Origin of the sequence: Dyella sp. (assembly GCF_035685805.1) — a bacterium.
Lineage (GTDB): Bacteria > Pseudomonadota > Gammaproteobacteria > Xanthomonadales > Rhodanobacteraceae > Dyella_A.
Genome location: NZ_DASSAB010000049.1, coordinates 35,945 through 51,931, shown reverse-complemented (window position 1 = coordinate 51,931; position 15,987 = coordinate 35,945). Strand labels below are relative to the sequence as shown.

Below are 15,987 nucleotides of genomic sequence, written 5' to 3'. Positions count from 1 at the left end.
GGCTACATCAGGAACAGCGTGGCCAGACCGAGAAAAATGAAGAAACCGCCACTGTCGGTCATGGCGGTGATCAGCACACTGGAGCCCAGCGCCGGGTCGCGGCCAAAGCGGGTCATCAGCATCGGGATGCCGACCCCGGCGAAGGCCGCCAGCAGCAGGTTCAGCGTCATGGCGGCGGTCATCACCACGCCGAGCGCGACGTTGCTGTACAGCAGGTACGACACCACCCCGATCACGCCACCCCACACCAGCCCGTTGAACAGCGACACGGCCAGCTCCTTGCGCCAGAGTCGCCGGGCGCTGTCTGGGGTGATCTGGTTCAGCGCCATGGCCCGCACGATCATGGTGATGGTCTGGTTGCCGGAATTGCCGCCGATGCCGGCCACGATCGGCATCAGCGTGGCCAGCGCCACCAGCTTCTGGATCGAGCCCTCGAACAGGCCGATCACGCGCGAGGCGATGAAGGCAGTCACCAGGTTTATCGCCAGCCACGACCAGCGGTTGCGCAGGCTGGCCCAGACCGAGGCGAAGATGTCCTCCTCCTCGCGCAAGCCGCCGCGGCTGAGCGCTTCGCTCTCGCCTTCCTCGCGGATCACGTCGACCATGGCGTCCACGGTGATGCGTCCGATCAGGTGGCCGCCTTCGTCCACCACCGGCGCCGTGACCAGGTCGTAGCGCTCGAACGCCTGGGCGACCTCGTAGGCATCGTCATGCGGATGGAACGTGTTGACGTCCGGCGCCATCACCTCGCCGACCATCTTGTCCGGGGAGTTGACCAGCAACCAGTGCAGCGGCAGCACGCCGGTGAGCAGGTTGTCGCTGTTGACCACGAACAGCTTGTCGGTCTGCGCGGGCAGCTCCTCGAAGCGGCGCAGGTAGCGCAGCACCGTTTCCAGGCTCACATCCTCCCGGATGGTCACCATCTCGAAGTCCATCAACGCGCCGAGCTGGTCTTCCTCGTAAGACAGCGCCGACTGCACGCGCTCGCGCTGCTGCGCATCGAGGCTGGCCATCAGCTCGGGCAGCACCTCGGTGGGCAGGTCTTCGACCAGGTCGGCCAGTTCGTCCGCGTCCAGCGGCTCGACCGCCGCCATGATCTCGCCCTGATCCATGTCCGCGATCAGCGATTCGCGGACCGAATCGGATACCTCCAGCAGGATCTCGCCGTCACGATCCGCGCGCACGCGTTGCCATACCGCAATGCGGTCATCCAGCGGCAGCGACTCGAGGATGAAGGCGATATCCGCCGGATGCAGCGGATCGAGCTGCTGCTGCAGCACCTCGGCGCTGTCCTTCAGGGCTTCGGCAATGGGCGCGCGGTCCACCGGGCTTGCGCCGGCGTCGCGCAGCTCGTCCAGCTCGTCGCGCATGCGCGACTGCTGCCGCAACAGCTCGACAATGGTTTCCAGCTGCTCGTGCAGCCGGTTGCCGGAACCGCGGGCCTCGGTTTCGCTCATGCGCGCTCCAGCAGCACGCAGGCTTGCGCGGCGATGCCTTCGCCACGGCCGGTGAAGCCGAGCCGCTCGGTGGTGGTGGCCTTGATGCTGATCCGGTCGACTGCGCATCCGAGGTCGGCAGCGAGGTGAGCGCGCATGGCCGCGGCATGCGGCCCGACCTTCGGCGCCTCGGCGATCACCGTGACGTCGGCGTTGCCGAGGCGGTAGCCCTGGTCGACCATCAGCGCAGCGGCATGACGCAGGAACACGCGACTGTCAGCCCCACGCCATTGTTCGTCCGAAGGCGGAAAGTGCTTGCCGATGTCACCCAGCGCGAGGGCCCCGAAAATGGCGTCACAGAGGGCATGGATCACCACGTCGCCGTCGGAATGCGCGGTAACGCCGCGGTCGTGCGGCACCCGCACGCCGCCCAGCGTGACGAACTCGCCCGCGCCGAATGCATGTACGTCGAAACCCTGGCCGATCCTCACGCCTGCATACCCTCATCCATCACGACGTCCTCGCCAGCAGGAACTCGGCCAGCGCGTAATCCGCGGCGGTAGTCACCTTGAGATTGTCTTCCGCCCCCTCCACCAGCAGCGGCGCGTGTCCGGCGCTCTCCATCGCCATCGCCTCGTCGCTCACCGCGATGCCTTCGGCGCTGCAGGCACGCAGCGCCGCGGCCAGTGGACCACGCCGGAACATCTGTGGCGTGAAAGCGCGCCAGCGCAGCTCGCGCGGCTCGGTTGCAATGCTGTGGTGCTGGCGGTCGGCGCGCTTGAGCGTATCGCGTAGCGGCGCCCCGAGCAGCCCGCCGTCGCCAGCGCCGGCGTGTGCGATCAAACGGGTGATGTCCGCGGCACGCACGCACGGGCGCGCTGCGTCGTGCACCAGCACGAAGTCGTCCGCGTGAACCTCGGCCGGCAGCGCCTCGAGCCCGGCGAGCACCGAGTCGGAGCGCTCCGCACCACCCGTCGCGACCCGCACCGGCGTGCCGTGAAGTTGCTCGAAGCCGGGCCAGAATCCGTCATCCGGCGCCAGGATCACCATCAGACCTGCGATGCGTGGATGCGTGGCGAGCCGCTCCAGCGTGTGTTCGATGAGCGCGCGGCCCGCGATCGGCAGGTACTGCTTGGGGCGGTCACCGCCCACGCGCGCACCGCGCCCGGCGGCCGGGACCACGCACCACAGTGGCGCGGTGCTCATGGCCGCGGATCATCCGCGGTAGCGGCCGCCGCAGGCGACGAGGCATCCACGCCCGCGGGCTTTTCAACCACCTGGTAGAAGGTTTCGCCCGGCTTGATCAGGCCCAGCTCTGCACGCGCGCGTGCCTCTACCGCCTGCTCGCCCTCTTTCAGGTCGGCCACGTCCGCGGCCAGCGCCTGGTTGCGCTGCTGCAGGTGGCGGTTGTCCTCGGCTTGCTTCTTCACCGCTGCACGCAGTGCCTCGACCTCACGCATGCCGCCGGCGTCGCTCCACAGCTTCATCTGCAGGGCGATCAACATGACCAGCAGGATCAGCGCGACCCAGCGCAACATGGCGGTCGGGTCCGGCTCAGCCGGGCAGACGCGCGAGGTTGGGGAACGCATGACGCCCGGCGTAGCGGGCCTCGGTGCCCAACTGCTCCTCGATGCGCAGCAACTGGTTGTACTTGGCCACGCGATCGCTGCGGCACAGCGAGCCGGTCTTGATCTGGGTCGCCGTGGTGGCCACCGCGATATCGGCGATGGTGGTGTCCTCGGTCTCGCCGGAGCGATGCGAGATCACCGCCGAGTACTTCGCCGCGTCGGCCATGGCGATGGCTTCCAGCGTCTCGGACAGGGTGCCGATCTGGTTCACCTTGATCAGGATCGAGTTCGCGATCTTCTTCTCGATGCCCTCGCGGAAGATCGTCGGGTTGGTGACGAAGAGATCGTCGCCGACCACCTGCACGCGATCGCCGATGGCTTCGGTGAGCAGCTTCCAGCCGGCCCAGTCGCCCTCGGCCATGCCGTCCTCGATCGTCACGATGGGGTACTGCTTCGCCCAGCCGGCCAGCAGGTCAACGAACTGCTCGGAGGTGTACTGCTTGCCCTCGCCGGCCAGGTCGTACTTGCCGTCCTTGTAGAACTCGGAGCTTGCGGCATCGAGGCCCAGCAGGATCTCGCTGCCGACCTTGTAGCCGGTCCTGGTGATCGCCTCGATGATGGTGTCCAGCGCCTCGATGTTGGAACGCAGGTTCGGCGCAAAGCCGCCCTCGTCGCCCACCGCCGTGTTCAGGCCCTTGCCCTTGAGCACGCTCTTGAGCGCATGGAAGATCTCCGCGCCGGCGCGCAGCGCCTCGGCAAACGTGGGCATGCCCACCGGCAGCACCATGAATTCCTGCACGTCGATGTTGTTGTCCGCGTGCTCGCCGCCGTTGATGATGTTCATCATCGGCACCGGCAGCATGCCGGGCTTGCCGGTGGTGCCGTTGATCTCGGCCAGGTAGCGCCACAGCGGCAGCTTGCGCTGGGCCGCCACGGCATGCGCGGCAGCCATGGAGACGCCCAGCAGCGCATTGGCGCCCAGCTTGCCCTTGTTCGGCGAGCCGTCGAGGTTGATCAGCTTGGCGTCGAGCCCGCCCTGGTTGGCCGCATCGAAGCCTTTCAGCGCACTGGCGATGGCGCCGTTGACGTGGCCGACGGCCGTCTTCACGCCCTTGCCGCCGTAACGCGCCTTGTCACCGTCGCGCAGCTCTACCGCCTCGCGGGTGCCGGTGGAGGCGCCGCTGGGCACCGCGGCACGACCAAAGCCGCCGCCGGCCAGGGTGACTTCGGCCTCCAGCGTGGGATTGCCGCGGGAGTCGAGGATTTCGCGAGCGTGGATGCGGGTGATCTCGGTGGTCATGGGGCGTCCGTAAGGTCAGTCGTGTGGATGTCAGTGCACCGTAGGATCCCGCTCGCGGGCGATGCTCTCGCTTTGATGCTGCACAAAAGCAGAAAGCATCGCCCGCGAGCGGGCTCCTACCGGGCTGTCAGAGGGTTTGTTCGATGAAACCGTGGCGCTTGGTCACCGCATCGAGTTCGAGCAGCGTCTCCAGCAGCGCTTCCATCTTGCCCAGCGGCCAAGCATTCGGGCCGTCGCTGAGGGCCTTCTCCGGATTGGGATGCGTCTCGGCAAACAGGCCGGCCACGCCCACCGCCACGGCGGCGCGCGCCAGCACCGGCACGAACTCGCGCTGGCCGCCGGAGGTCGCACCCTGCCCGCCGGGCAATTGCACCGAATGGGTGGCGTCGAACACCACCGGGCAGCCGGTATCACGCATCACGCTGAGCGAGCGCATGTCCGAGACCAGGTTGTTGTAGCCAAAGCTGGCGCCGCGCTCGCACACCAGGATGTCCTCATTGCCGACATCCCTGGCCTTGGCGACGACGTGCTTCATGTCCCACGGCGCCAGGAACTGGCCCTTCTTGATGTTCACCGGCTTGCCGGCGCGGGCAACCTTCTGGATGAAATCGGTCTGGCGACACAGGAACGCCGGCGTCTGCAACACGTCGACCACCGAGGCCACCTCGTCCATAGGGGTGTACTCGTGCACGTCAGTGAGCACGGGCAGGCCGAGCTGACGCTTGACCTCGCCCAGCACGCGCAGGCCCTCCTCCATGCCCGGGCCGCGGAAACTCTGGCCGGAGGAACGGTTGGCCTTGTCGAAGCTGGACTTGAAGATGAAGTGGATGCCCAGCCGCGCGGTGATCTCCTTCAACGTGCCGGCCGTATCGATCTGCAACTGCTCGGACTCCACCACGCACGGCCCGGCGATCAGGAACAGCGGCTGGTTCAGCCCGATCTCGAATCCACACAACTTCATGCGACTGACTCCTTCTCCGCCAGGCGCTCGGCGCCCTGCACGGCCTTGTATTCGCGCGCGGCGCGCACGAACCCGATGAACAGCGGATGGCCGTCCCGCGGGGTGGAGGTGAACTCCGGATGCGCCTGGCAACCGAGGAACCAGGGATGTTTCTGCGCCGGCAGTTCGACGATCTCGACCAGCAGGTCGTCCATCGACTTGCCCGAGATCACCATCCCCAGATCTTCGAACGACTGCCGGTAGCGATTGTTGAACTCGTAACGGTGGCGATGGCGCTCGCGCACCACGTCCTGCCCGTACAGCTCGCGCGCCAGCGTGCCGCTCTTGAGGCGACATTCCTGCGCGCCCAGGCGCATGGTGCCGCCCAGATCCGACCGATCCGAGCGCTGCTCGACCTCGCCCGAGGCCGTGGTCCACTCCGTGATCAGCGCAATGACGGGGTTGGCGGTGTGGCGGTCGTTTTCACTGGAGTCGGCGTCGGCGAGACCGGCCACATGGCGGGCAAAATCCACCACCGCCGCATGCATGCCGTAGCAGATACCGAAATACGGCACGCCATGCTCGCGCGCATATTTGGCCGCCAGCACCTTGCCCTCGAAACCGCGCTTGCCGAAGCCGCCCGGGACCAGGATGGCGTCCGCCTGGCCAAGCACCTTCTGTGCGCCCTCGGCCTCGATCTGCTCCGAGTCCACCCACTCCAGGTTGACCCGGGTCTGCTGCTTGATACCACCGTGCCGCAATGCCTCGCCCAACGACTTGTAGGCGTCCTTGTGTTCAACGTATTTGCCGCAGATGGCAACGGTGATTTCGTCCTTCGGGTGCACCACGGCATCGACCGTGCGCTGCCAGGCGCTCAAATCGGCCGGCTGGACGTCGAGGCCCAGCTTCTTCACCACGATGTCGTCCAGCCCCTGGCTGTGAAGCCACAGCGGCATCTTGTAGATGACGTCAACGTCCACCGCACTGATCACCGCGTTCTCGGGAACATTGGTGAACAACGCGATCTTGCGGCGCTCGCCGTCCGGCAGGGGCTCTTCGCAACGGCACAGCAAGATGTCGGGCTGGATACCGATCGAGCGCAGCTCCTTCACCGAGTGCTGGGTCGGCTTGGTCTTGATCTCGCCAGCGGCCTTGATGAAGGGCACCAAAGTCAGGTGCATGAACAGGCACTTCTCCGGCCCGTGTTCGATGCGCAGCTGGCGGATCGCCTCGAGGAACGGCAACGACTCGATGTCGCCCACGGTGCCGCCGATCTCCACCAGCGCCACGTCGAAGCCGCGGGTGGCTTCGTGGATGCAGTGCTTGATCTCGTCGGTGATGTGCGGGATCACCTGCACGGTGGCGCCAAGGTAGTCGCCACGGCGCTCCTTGCGGATCACGCTCTCGTAGATCTTGCCGGTGGTGATGGAGTTCTTGCCGGTCAGCCGGGTGCGGACGAAGCGCTCGTAGTGGCCCAGGTCGAGGTCGGTCTCGGCACCGTCGTCGGTGACGTACACCTCGCCGTGCTGGAAGGGGCTCATGGTGCCCGGATCCACATTGATATACGGATCGAGCTTCATCATGGTGACCGAGAGTCCGCGCGCTTCCAAGATGGAAGCCAGCGACGCCGCGGCGATGCCCTTGCCAAGCGAGGACACCACGCCGCCGGTGACGAAAATCAGGGGGGTCATGGGATGCAGCCGTGCTGGAAATTAGGCATTTTAGCGGCAGACGGGCCGGACCGCGATACACCTTGAGCAAATCGCCGGGAATCGGTTCACGCGAACCTACCCCGCGGGGCGCGCCGCGACGGCGCGCTGATAGCATGGCCGCATGAACTCACCCGTCCCCGACCGTCTCGCCGCCCTGCGCGCCGCCATGCGCGAGCACCGCGCCGCCGCCTGCCTCGTCCCCACGGCCGACCCGCACCTGTCCGAATACCTCCCCGGGCATTGGTCGGCGCGCGAATGGCTTTCCGGCTTCACCGGCTCGGCCGGGACGCTGCTCGTCACGCCGGACCATGCCGGCCTGTGGACCGATTCGCGCTATTTCTCCCAGGGCGAGCAGCAGCTTGCCGGCAGCGGCATCACGCTGATGAATCAGCACGTGTCGCATGCGCCGGAGCATCTGAGCTGGCTGCAGAAGCATCTGCACCAGGGAGATGTCGTTGCCGTGGCAGGTGACAGCGTATCGCTGGGAACAAAGCGCCAGATCGAGCGCCTGCTGGCCGAGGTTGGCGCTTCGCTGCGCACCGACCTGGACCTGCCCGGCGAAATCTGGAGCGACCGTCCCGCCCTGCCGCGCGCGCCGGTGGTCGAACACGCCATGCAGTGGGCCTGCGTGGCGCGGGCCGACAAGCTGGCGCGGGTGCGCAGCGCGATGCGCCGGCACGGCGCCACCCACCACCTCATCTCCAGCCTCGACGACATCGCGTGGCTGACCAACCTGCGAGGCAGCGACGTCGAATGCAACCCGGTGTTCCTGGCCCACCTGCTGATCGAGGCGGACGGCCGTGCCACCTTGTTCGTCGACCGCGGCAAGTTGCAGGACGCAACCGTTGCCGCCCTGGCCACCGACGGGCTGCAACTGGCCGACTATCGCAGCGTGAGCGATGCGCTGCGCGAGCTCGATGGCTCGTCCGCGTTGCTGCTGGATGCTTCCCGTGTGGTGTGTGCCGTCGCCGACGCAGTGCGCGACGCCGTCAGGCGAATCGAGGCGCCCAACCCCTCCATGGCGCTGAAGGCGCGCAAGTCCGGCGGCGAGCTGGCGCATGTGCGTGAGGTGATGCGCCGCGATGGCGCGGCGCTGGTGCGGGCGTTCCGCCGGCTGGAAGAGCGGCTTGCGGCCGGCATGGTGCAGACCGAGCTCGACGTGGACACCTTGGTGCGCGAGGAACGTGCGGCACAACCCCATTTCGTGGGCGAGAGCTTCGCCACGATCGCCGGTTACCAGGCAAACGGCGCACTGCCCCACTACCGGGCCACACCTGAAAGCCACAGCACGTTGCAGCGCAAGGGCCTGCTGCTGGTCGACTCGGGCGGTCAGTACCTCGGCGGCACCACCGACATCACTCGCGTGCTGGCGCTGGGCGAGACCAGCGCAGAACAGCGCCGCGACGCCACGCTGGTGATGAAGGGGTTGATCGCGCTGTCCCGCGCGCGCTTTCCCAAGGGTGCCAGCGGTCCGCAGCTCGACGCCCTGGCCCGTGCCCCGTTGTGGGCGGCCGGCATGGACTACGGGCACGGCACCGGGCACGGCGTGGGCTACTTCCTCAATGTGCACGAAGGTCCGCAAGGCATTCGCCCGCCCGTCTCCGGCAGCGCCCTGGTGGCGCTGGAGCCGGGCATGATCACCTCGATCGAACCGGGCCTGTACAAACCGGCGCGCCACGGTATCCGGCACGAGAACCTGGCCCTGGTCGTGGAGTCGGAGCAGACCGAGTTCGGCGACTACTACGCCTTTGAAACGCTCACTCTGTGTCCGTTCGACCGTCGCGCGCTGGAGCCTGGCCTGCTCAATCCGGAAGAGCGCGCGTGGCTCGACGACTACCACGCCAGCGTGCGTACTGCGCTCAGCCCCCTGCTCGATGGCGCCGACCTCGCCTGGCTGGAGCGCCACTGCGCCCCGCTCTGATCGGCCTGTCGCGGCGCGCGAGACGACCATCGCACAGGCTCACGCGCCGACCTTGCCGCAGCTTGACCCCACCGGCGGCACCTCCCATCCTCCCGCGCCTCAGCCTGAATCGAACCCATCCATGAGCAGTCGCTACAACGCCGCCGATATTGAAGTCCTTTCCGGCCTGGACCCGGTCAAGCGCCGCCCCGGCATGTACACCGACACCTCGCGTCCTAACCATCTGGCGCAGGAGGTCATCGACAACTCGGTGGACGAAGCCTTGGCCGGCCACGCCAGGAACATCGAGGTGGTGCTGCTGGCCGATGGCTCGGTCAAGGTCACCGACGACGGCCGCGGCATGCCGGTGGACATCCACCCGGAAGAGGGCGTGCCGGGTGTCGAGCTGATCCTCACCCGCCTCCACGCGGGCGGCAAGTTCAACGGCAAGAACTACAACTTTTCCGGCGGCCTGCACGGCGTGGGTGTGTCGGTGGTCAACGCGCTGTCGCAGCGCGTCGAGGTGACCATCCGCCGCGACGGCAACGAATACCGCATGGCGTTCGAGCACGGCGACCGGGTCAGCGAGCTGGAAATCATCGGCACGGTGCCGAAGAAAAAGACCGGCACCACCGTGCATTTCTGGGCCGACCCGAAGTACTTCGACTCGCCGAAGATTCTGGTCTCCAAGCTCAAGCACCTGCTGCGCGCCAAGGCCGTGCTGTGCGCCGGCCTCAACGTCACCCTGGTGGACGAGGCCAGCGGCGAAACCATCCAGTGGCACTACGAGGACGGCCTGCGCGACTACCTGCGCGGCGAGCTGGAAGGCGCCGAAGCGCTGCCGGCCGAATTGTTCGTGCACCACGTGGCGCGCGACACCGAGGGCCTGGACGTGGCCCTGACCTGGCTCCCGGAAGGCGAGCTGGTGCAGGAAAGCTACGTCAACCTGATTCCCACCGCGCAGGGCGGCACCCACGTCAACGGCCTGCGTACCGGCCTGACCAACGCGATCCGCGAGTTCTGCGACATCCGCAACCTGCTTCCGCGCGGCGTCAAGCTGGCACCGGAGGACGTGTGGGAGCGCCTGGCCTTCGTGCTCAGCGCGAAGCTGCTGGATCCGCAGTTCGCCGGCCAGACCAAGGAGCGGCTGTCGTCGCGGCAGGCGGCGGCGCTGGTGGAAAACGTCATCCACGATGCCTTCAGCCTCTGGCTCAACCAGCATGTGGATCTGGGCGAGAAGATCGCCCAGCTTGCGATCGAGCGTGCCAGCGCACGGCTCAAGGCCGCCAAGCAGGTGGTGCGCAAGAAGATCACCCAGGGCCCCGCCCTGCCCGGCAAGCTGGCCGACTGCAGCGCCACCGACCTGACCCGCACCGAGCTGTTCCTGGTGGAGGGTGATTCGGCCGGCGGCAGCGCGAAGCAGGCGCGCGACAAGGATTTCCAGGCGATCCTTCCGCTGCGCGGCAAGATCCTCAATACCTGGGAGGTCGAATCCACCTCGGTGCTGGCTTCCGAGGAAGTGCACAACCTCGCGGTAGCCATCGGCTGCGACCCGGGCAAGGACGACCTCTCCGGGTTGCGCTACGGCAAAGTGGTGATCCTGGCCGATGCCGACTCCGACGGCCTGCACATCGCCACCCTGCTTTCGGCGTTGTTCCTCAAGCACTTTCCCGCGCTGGTGCGCGAAGGCCACGTGTTCGTGGCGATGCCGCCACTGTTCCGCGTGGATGTGGGCAAGCAGGTCTTCTATTGCCTGGACGAGGGCGAGAAGCAGGCCATGCTCGATCGCATCGAGCGCGAAAAGATGAAGGGGGCTGTCAGCACCACACGCTTCAAGGGGCTGGGCGAGATGAACCCGGCCCAATTGCGCGAGTCCACGATTCACCCCGACACCCGCCGGCTGGTGCAGCTTACGGTCGACGACGGCGAGGGCACGGCGCGGCTGATGGACATGCTGCTGGCCAAGAAGCGCGCCGGCGACCGCAAGTCGTGGTTGGAGGAAAAAGGCGACCTCGCGACGCTGGAGGTGTGAGGTGGCCGCGCGCCTCTTGCCCGCGAAAGCGCCAGAAGCCATGCTTCGACCCATGCGCACACACACAACCTTCACCTGCCTCCGATCCAGCGTTGCGCCTCTGCGCCGGGCCGCGACTGCATGAGCGCCGTCGATACGACCGAGCGTGAGGAGTTGGCCGAGCTGCTGGCCGCTACCAGCCGGCACGATCAGCGGGCGTTCGCCGAGCTCTACCGCCGCACGTCATCACGTTTGTTTGGCGTGTGCATGCGCATGTTGCGGGATCGCTCCGATGCCGAAGAGGTATTGCAGGAGGTGTTCACCACCGTATGGCGTCGCGCCGAAAGCTTCGATCCGTCCAAGGCCAGCGCCACCACGTGGCTCGTCACCATGGCGCGCAACCGCTCGATCGACCGGCTGCGCCAGCATCGTGAGTCGACCATGGACGACACGATGATGCTCGATCTCGCCGACGAGGGCCCCGGCCCCGCCGCCAACACCCAGAGCAGCCAGGAGCGCAAGCGACTGGAGCGCTGCCTCGACGGCCTCGAGCCGCAACAGAAGTCCGCCATCCGTGAAGCCTTTTTCTCAGGCGCCACGTATAACGATTTGGCTGCACGTTGCCGGGTGCCGCTGGGAACCATGAAAAGCTGGATCCGGCGCAGCCTGATACGCCTGCGGATATGTCTGGAGCAATGAACAACCCGATGCCACCCAGCCAGGAAGAGCTTCGATACGCCGAGTACGTGCTTGGCGTGTTGGACGCCGACGCGCGCACGGCAGTGGAAGAAGAAGTGCGCGCGGACCCGTCCGCGGCTGCCGCCGTATCGCTGTGGCAGCGTCATCTGATGCCGCTCAGCGAGGACATCGAACCGGTGCAGCCGGCGCAATATGTCTGGGTGCGGATCCGCGAGTCGCTCGGGCTCGATGCCGCTGCGTCCACACGCGCCCGGTCGGCCCCCGCGGCCGACCGGGCCGGTTGGTGGAACAGCCTGCAGCTGTGGCGCTGGATCGGCGCCGGCGCCACCCTCGCCGCCGCGGCAAGCTTCGCGCTGTGGTTCGTCGCGCCTGCAGCACCGCAGGCACCGGCGTCCGCGCCGGCGGGTCCCGAGTACATGGTCGCGAGCATCGCCCAGGACAATGGCGTCGCCGGCTGGACCGCCACCATGGACCTCAAGCAGTCCAGCATGGTGATCGTGCCAGCCACGCCTGCAGCTCTTGCGTCCGATCGCTCGGCCGAGCTCTGGCTGGTGCCTCCGGGCGAAAAGCCGATTTCGCTCGGCGTGATCGCGCCGAACAAGCCGACCACCGTGCATCTTCGCGCGGACCTGCTGGCGCGCCTCAGCGCCAAGGCATTGCTTGCGGTGTCGAACGAGCCGCTGGGCGGCTCGCCGACCGGGCAGGCGACCGGCCCGATCATCGCCAAGGGCGCCATCAGCGGCGCGTGAGCCTGTGGCCGCCCCATCGGGGCGGCCGATCGTGATGAGGCGTTCTGTCGCAGTGGTTGACTCGCTGCATCCTCGCCGTCGCTGCAGGCGTATCTCCTGAGCTTCCTCTGTTGAAGCCCATTGTTCCCCACAGGAGATACGCCCATGAAGCTCGTCAACCGCAGCCGTGCTCTCTCCACTGCGCTCGTTCTTGCCCTCGCCGGCGTGTGCGCCGCGCCCGCCATGGCCGCGCCCGGCAACATGTCTGGCATGAGCATGGAAAAGACTGTCGAGGTCGGCGGCGCGCCGATGTATCCCTCGAAGAACATTATCGAGAACGCGGTCAATTCGAAGGACCACACCACGCTGGTCGCCGCCGTGAAGGCCGCCGGCCTGGTCGACACGCTCTCGGGCCCCGGGCCGTTTACCGTGTTTGCCCCCACCAACGAAGCCTTCGCGGCGCTCCCCGCCGGTACCGTCGACACGCTGCTGAAGCCCGAGAATAAGGCCACGCTGACCAAGGTGCTGACCTACCACGTGGTTGCCGGCAAGGTGAGCGCGGCCGACGTGCTCGCATTGATCAAGAAGGGCGGCGGCAAGGCCACGGTCAAGACTGTCGAAGGTGATTCCCTGACCTTCTCGAAGGATGCCAAGGGCGTCGCCATCACCGACGACAAAGGCAACACCGGGCACGTCACCATTGCCGACGTGAACCAGTCCAATGGCGTGATCCACGTGATCGACACCGTGCTGATGCCGTAATCCGGCTCTCGTAACCGCGTCACCTCCCCTTTGCCCCGGCCCTGCCGGGGCATTTTCTTGCCGGGCCCGGAGCGCTATGTTGGCGCGCCGCACCACGCCAAGGCATCGCATGTCCCTGCTCCGCCCGCTCAACCTGCAAGGCTGGATAGACGAGCATCGCCACTTGCTCGAACCGCCAGTGGGTAACAAGTGCATCGTCGACGACGACTTCATCGTGATGGTGGTCGGCGGACCCAACGCCCGCAGCGACTATCACCACGATGAAGGCGCCGAGTTCTTCTATCAGGTGGAAGGCACCATGGTGCTCAAGGTGCAGGAGAACGGCGCGATGCGCGAGATACCGATCCGCGCCGGCGAGCTGTTCTACCTGCCACCACGCGTGGCGCACTCACCGCAGCGACCAGCGGGGTCCGTCGGGCTGGTGATCGAGCGACGTCGGCAACCCGGCGAGCGCGACGGGCTGATGTGGTTCTGTCCAAGGTGCAACCACAAACTGTACGAGGAGTACTTTGTCCTCAGCGACATCGAAACGGATTTCCCGCCCGTGTTCAAACGCTTCCGTGACTCGCTCGACCGGCGTACCTGCGCACAGTGCGGCCATGTCCACCCCGCAAGCTGACTTGGCCAAACCGATCATCGCCGCTCCTGCGCAAGCCAGCGCCGAGCCATCCGCCGCAGCGATGGCTCAATCGCCGGATCGCCCACCAGCGGGGCGATCGGCACCCACGCCAGCGCCAGAGATTCGTCGCCGACGGCGAAGCGCTCGCTGCCCGTAGCCCGCACCACATAGCGCACGTCGAAATGCCAGTGCCCCGGCTCATGGGCTCGGGCCGGGATCCAGTGCCGATCGATATCGAAGATGCGCGGATCGACCTGCAGATCCGCCAGGCCGGACTCCTCCTGCGCCTCCCGGAGCGCCACCGCGGAAAGGTTGCTGTCGCCATCGGCGTGCCCGCCCAGCTGCAGCCAACGGTCCAGCTTGCGGTGGTGCGTAAGCAGCACACGCTCGCCGTCAGCACTCACCAGCCACGCCGATCCGGTGAAGTGACCCGGGCCGTGGTGACGATGAAACACCTCGGAAGATGATTCGAGAAAGGCCAGGAACGTAGCCGCCGAGTTGGCCACATCGTCGCCGGCCGGGAATCGCTGCAGTGCAGCGCGCAAGTGCTCTATCGAGGTATCCAGAATGTCGCTCCAGGGACGCGGCGAAAGCCGCCGATTTTAAGCTGCGTCCATCTATCCGTTGGCGCTTGTACCCCCCTGCGCCGTCGGCTAAGGTTGCCCGTCACCTCCGCCTGCCGTGGCTACAACCACGCAGTGCCGCCATGGGGATGGCGTCTGTTTCCACGGGGAATCACTACATGCTTTTTCAGCGCGTTAAGCCGCTAGACCAGATTCTTGCAACGGCCGAGAAGAAGAGCCTCACCCGCCAGCTCGGCCCGATCCAGCTGACCTTGATGGGCGTCGGAGCCATCATCGGCACCGGCATCTTCGTGTTGACCGCCGAAGCAGGCCAGAAAGCCGGCCCCGGCATGATGGTTGCCTTCGTGATTGCCGCGGTTGTGTGTGCACTGGCGGCTCTTGCCTACGCCGAGCTCGCGTCGATGATTCCCGTCGCAGGTTCCGCGTATACCTACACGTACGGCGTCATGGGCGAGCCGATCGCCTGGATCGTCGGCTGGGCGCTGGTGCTGGAGTACGCGATCGCCGCCGGCACCGTGGCCGTGGGCTGGTCCGGATACATGAACGGCCTGCTGGCCCACAGCGACCTGTTCGGACTGGTACAGCCCGGCGCCATGGCGCTGCCGGAGGCGCTGCGGGTGGGCCCTTACGAGGGCGGCACCTTCAACCTGCTGGCCTTCGGGATATCGCTGGTCATCGCCCTGCTGCTGCTGGTGGGCACGTCCAAATCGGCGAAGGTCAACGCCATACTCGTGGCGATCAAGATCGTCGCGCTCACCGCGTTCATCCTGATCGCGGTACCCGCCGCCAAGAGCCCGAACTTCCACCCGTTCGCACCCAATGGCTGGGGCACGCCGCTGGGCGGTATCGGCGTGCTCGGCGCGGCAGCATCGATCTTCTTTGCCTACGTCGGTTTCGATGCCGTGTCGACCGCTGCCGAAGAGACCAAGAATCCGAACCGCAACATTCCCATCGGCCTGATCGGCTCGCTGGCGATCTGCACGGTGTTCTACCTGTTGGTGGGTTACGGCGCGGTGGGCTCGGTGGGCTCGCAGCCGATGATGGGCGCAGACGGCGCCGCCCTTCAGCCCGGCACGCTGGCCATGGCTGCCGCTTGCGAGGGTTCGCAGGCGCTGGTCTGCAGCAAGGAGCCGCTGGCACACGTTCTGCGCCTGCTCGGGTTCCCCAACATCGGCAATCTGGTCGGCCTGGCTGCTGTGCTCGCGCTGCCCTCCGTGATCCTGGTGATGATCTTCGGCCAGACCCGGATCTTCTTCACCATGTCGCGCGACGGCCTGCTCCCGGGCGGGCTGTCCAAGCTGCATCCGCGCTTCAACACGCCCCACGTGCTGACGATGATCACCGGCGTGGCGGTCTCGCTCTTCGCCGCCCTGTTCCCGGTCGGCAAGCTGGCAGCCATCACCAACTCGGGCACGTTGTTCGCCTTCGTCATGGTCTCGATCGGCGTGATGGTGCTGCGCGTGCGTGAACCGCAGCGGCCACGTCCGTTCCGCACGCCGATGGTGTGGGTCATCTGCCCGCTGGCCGTCGCTGGCTGCCTGATGCTGTTCCTGAATCTCGGCTCCACCACGCTCGAGCTGTTCTTCGGCTGGGCGGCTATCGGCATCGTCGTCTACTACCTCTACGGCCGCAGGCACAGCCATCTCGCCAACGGCACCGAAGCAGACTGAGACAACCAACGCGCTTTTGCGATTGACGCCACGACGGCACGGTGAAAGCCGTGCCGTC

Annotated in this window: 15 protein-coding genes; 7 read left to right on the top strand and 8 right to left on the bottom strand. The window is 66.7% G+C overall.

The window, feature by feature from the left end; all coding sequences use genetic code 11:
- Positions 1 to 2: 2 nt before the first annotated feature.
- The 7 genes from mgtE to pyrG form a co-directional block, all read right to left on the bottom strand.
- Positions 3 to 1,457 carry a magnesium transporter gene (gene mgtE / locus VFG40_RS14745; protein WP_324898828.1) on the bottom strand — a complete coding sequence of 485 codons (1,455 nt, stop codon included), beginning with the start codon at positions 1,455 to 1,457 and terminating at the stop codon, positions 3 to 5.
- A complete protein-coding gene (gene ispF / locus VFG40_RS14740) occupies positions 1,454 to 1,927 on the bottom strand; it encodes a 2-C-methyl-D-erythritol 2,4-cyclodiphosphate synthase (RefSeq protein WP_324898826.1) in 474 nt (157 codons plus the stop codon). Before ispF ends, mgtE begins: the two co-directional genes overlap by 4 nt.
- A 19-nt stretch (positions 1,928 to 1,946) precedes the next feature.
- The gene (gene ispD, locus VFG40_RS14735; protein ID WP_324898824.1) at positions 1,947 to 2,642 is read right to left on the bottom strand and encodes a 2-C-methyl-D-erythritol 4-phosphate cytidylyltransferase; all 696 of its coding nucleotides are present in this window, start codon (positions 2,640 to 2,642) and stop codon (positions 1,947 to 1,949) included.
- Positions 2,639 to 2,974, bottom strand: coding sequence for a cell division protein FtsB (gene ftsB / locus VFG40_RS14730; RefSeq protein ID WP_324898822.1), 336 nt, complete (start codon positions 2,972 to 2,974; stop codon positions 2,639 to 2,641). The genes ispD and ftsB overlap by 4 nt, the downstream gene beginning before the upstream one ends.
- A gap of 16 nt (positions 2,975 to 2,990) precedes the next feature.
- On the bottom strand, positions 2,991 to 4,304 hold the full coding sequence (gene eno, locus VFG40_RS14725; RefSeq protein WP_324898820.1) for a phosphopyruvate hydratase: 1,314 nt from the start codon (positions 4,302 to 4,304) through the stop codon (positions 2,991 to 2,993).
- A gap of 127 nt (positions 4,305 to 4,431) precedes the next feature.
- Entirely contained in the window at positions 4,432 to 5,265 is an 834-nt protein-coding gene (kdsA, locus tag VFG40_RS14720; RefSeq protein WP_324898818.1) for a 3-deoxy-8-phosphooctulonate synthase, read from the bottom strand.
- Positions 5,262 to 6,935: a CTP synthase gene (gene pyrG, locus VFG40_RS14715; RefSeq protein WP_324898816.1), complete on the bottom strand. Its 1,674-nt coding sequence runs from the start codon at positions 6,933 to 6,935 to the stop codon at positions 5,262 to 5,264. The genes kdsA and pyrG overlap by 4 nt, the downstream gene beginning before the upstream one ends.
- A gap of 142 nt (positions 6,936 to 7,077) precedes the next feature.
- Between pyrG and VFG40_RS14710 the strand changes: the two genes are divergently transcribed.
- The 6 genes from VFG40_RS14710 to VFG40_RS14685 all read left to right on the top strand — a co-directional run bounded on the left by VFG40_RS14710 (position 7,078) and on the right by VFG40_RS14685 (position 13,675).
- Entirely contained in the window at positions 7,078 to 8,877 is a 1,800-nt protein-coding gene (locus tag VFG40_RS14710) for a M24 family metallopeptidase (RefSeq protein ID WP_324898814.1), read from the top strand.
- Positions 8,878 to 8,998: 121 nt separating this feature from the next.
- On the top strand, positions 8,999 to 10,888 hold the full coding sequence (gene parE / locus VFG40_RS14705) for a DNA topoisomerase IV subunit B (protein WP_324898812.1): 1,890 nt from the start codon (positions 8,999 to 9,001) through the stop codon (positions 10,886 to 10,888).
- Positions 10,889 to 11,008: 120 nt separating this feature from the next.
- The gene (locus tag VFG40_RS14700) at positions 11,009 to 11,566 is read left to right on the top strand and encodes a sigma-70 family RNA polymerase sigma factor (protein ID WP_324898810.1); all 558 of its coding nucleotides are present in this window, start codon (positions 11,009 to 11,011) and stop codon (positions 11,564 to 11,566) included.
- Positions 11,563 to 12,315, top strand: coding sequence for an anti-sigma factor (locus tag VFG40_RS14695; RefSeq protein WP_324898808.1), 753 nt, complete (start codon positions 11,563 to 11,565; stop codon positions 12,313 to 12,315). Before VFG40_RS14700 ends, VFG40_RS14695 begins: the two co-directional genes overlap by 4 nt.
- A 144-nt stretch (positions 12,316 to 12,459) precedes the next feature.
- Positions 12,460 to 13,056, top strand: a complete 597-nt coding sequence (locus VFG40_RS14690) for a fasciclin domain-containing protein (protein WP_324898806.1) — start codon at positions 12,460 to 12,462, stop codon at positions 13,054 to 13,056.
- Positions 13,057 to 13,165: 109 nt separating this feature from the next.
- Positions 13,166 to 13,675 carry a 3-hydroxyanthranilate 3,4-dioxygenase gene (locus VFG40_RS14685; RefSeq protein ID WP_324898804.1) on the top strand — a complete coding sequence of 170 codons (510 nt, stop codon included), beginning with the start codon at positions 13,166 to 13,168 and terminating at the stop codon, positions 13,673 to 13,675.
- Positions 13,676 to 13,689: 14 nt separating this feature from the next.
- Here VFG40_RS14685 and VFG40_RS14680 read toward each other — a convergent pair whose 3' ends face one another.
- Positions 13,690 to 14,244: an NUDIX hydrolase gene (locus VFG40_RS14680; RefSeq protein ID WP_414649311.1), complete on the bottom strand. Its 555-nt coding sequence runs from the start codon at positions 14,242 to 14,244 to the stop codon at positions 13,690 to 13,692.
- A gap of 173 nt (positions 14,245 to 14,417) precedes the next feature.
- Here VFG40_RS14680 and VFG40_RS14675 point away from each other — a divergent pair, with 173 nt between their 5' ends.
- Entirely contained in the window at positions 14,418 to 15,929 is a 1,512-nt protein-coding gene (locus VFG40_RS14675) for an amino acid permease (protein WP_324898800.1), read from the top strand.
- Positions 15,930 to 15,987 lie beyond the last annotated feature (58 nt).

Excerpts from the sequence above, each read along its gene's own strand:
- parE (WP_324898812.1), top strand. The coding sequence starts at position 8,999 with ATGAGCAGTCGCTACAACGCCGCCGATATTGAAGTCCTTTCCGGCCTG.
- VFG40_RS14710 (WP_324898814.1), top strand. The coding sequence starts at position 7,078 with ATGAACTCACCCGTCCCCGACCGTCTCGCCGCCCTGCGCGCCGCCATG.
- VFG40_RS14685 (WP_324898804.1), top strand. The coding sequence starts at position 13,166 with ATGTCCCTGCTCCGCCCGCTCAACCTGCAAGGCTGGATAGACGAGCAT.
- ispD (WP_324898824.1), bottom strand. The coding sequence starts at position 2,642 with ATGAGCACCGCGCCACTGTGGTGCGTGGTCCCGGCCGCCGGGCGCGGT.
- eno (WP_324898820.1), bottom strand. The coding sequence starts at position 4,304 with ATGACCACCGAGATCACCCGCATCCACGCTCGCGAAATCCTCGACTCC.
- VFG40_RS14690 (WP_324898806.1), top strand. The coding sequence starts at position 12,460 with ATGAAGCTCGTCAACCGCAGCCGTGCTCTCTCCACTGCGCTCGTTCTT.
- VFG40_RS14675 (WP_324898800.1), top strand. The coding sequence starts at position 14,418 with ATGCTTTTTCAGCGCGTTAAGCCGCTAGACCAGATTCTTGCAACGGCC.
- VFG40_RS14695 (WP_324898808.1), top strand. The coding sequence starts at position 11,563 with ATGAACAACCCGATGCCACCCAGCCAGGAAGAGCTTCGATACGCCGAG.
- mgtE (WP_324898828.1), bottom strand. The coding sequence starts at position 1,457 with ATGAGCGAAACCGAGGCCCGCGGTTCCGGCAACCGGCTGCACGAGCAG.
- ftsB (WP_324898822.1), bottom strand. The coding sequence starts at position 2,974 with ATGTTGCGCTGGGTCGCGCTGATCCTGCTGGTCATGTTGATCGCCCTG.
- VFG40_RS14700 (WP_324898810.1), top strand. The coding sequence starts at position 11,009 with ATGAGCGCCGTCGATACGACCGAGCGTGAGGAGTTGGCCGAGCTGCTG.
- pyrG (WP_324898816.1), bottom strand. The coding sequence starts at position 6,935 with ATGACCCCCCTGATTTTCGTCACCGGCGGCGTGGTGTCCTCGCTTGGC.
- kdsA (WP_324898818.1), bottom strand. The coding sequence starts at position 5,265 with ATGAAGTTGTGTGGATTCGAGATCGGGCTGAACCAGCCGCTGTTCCTG.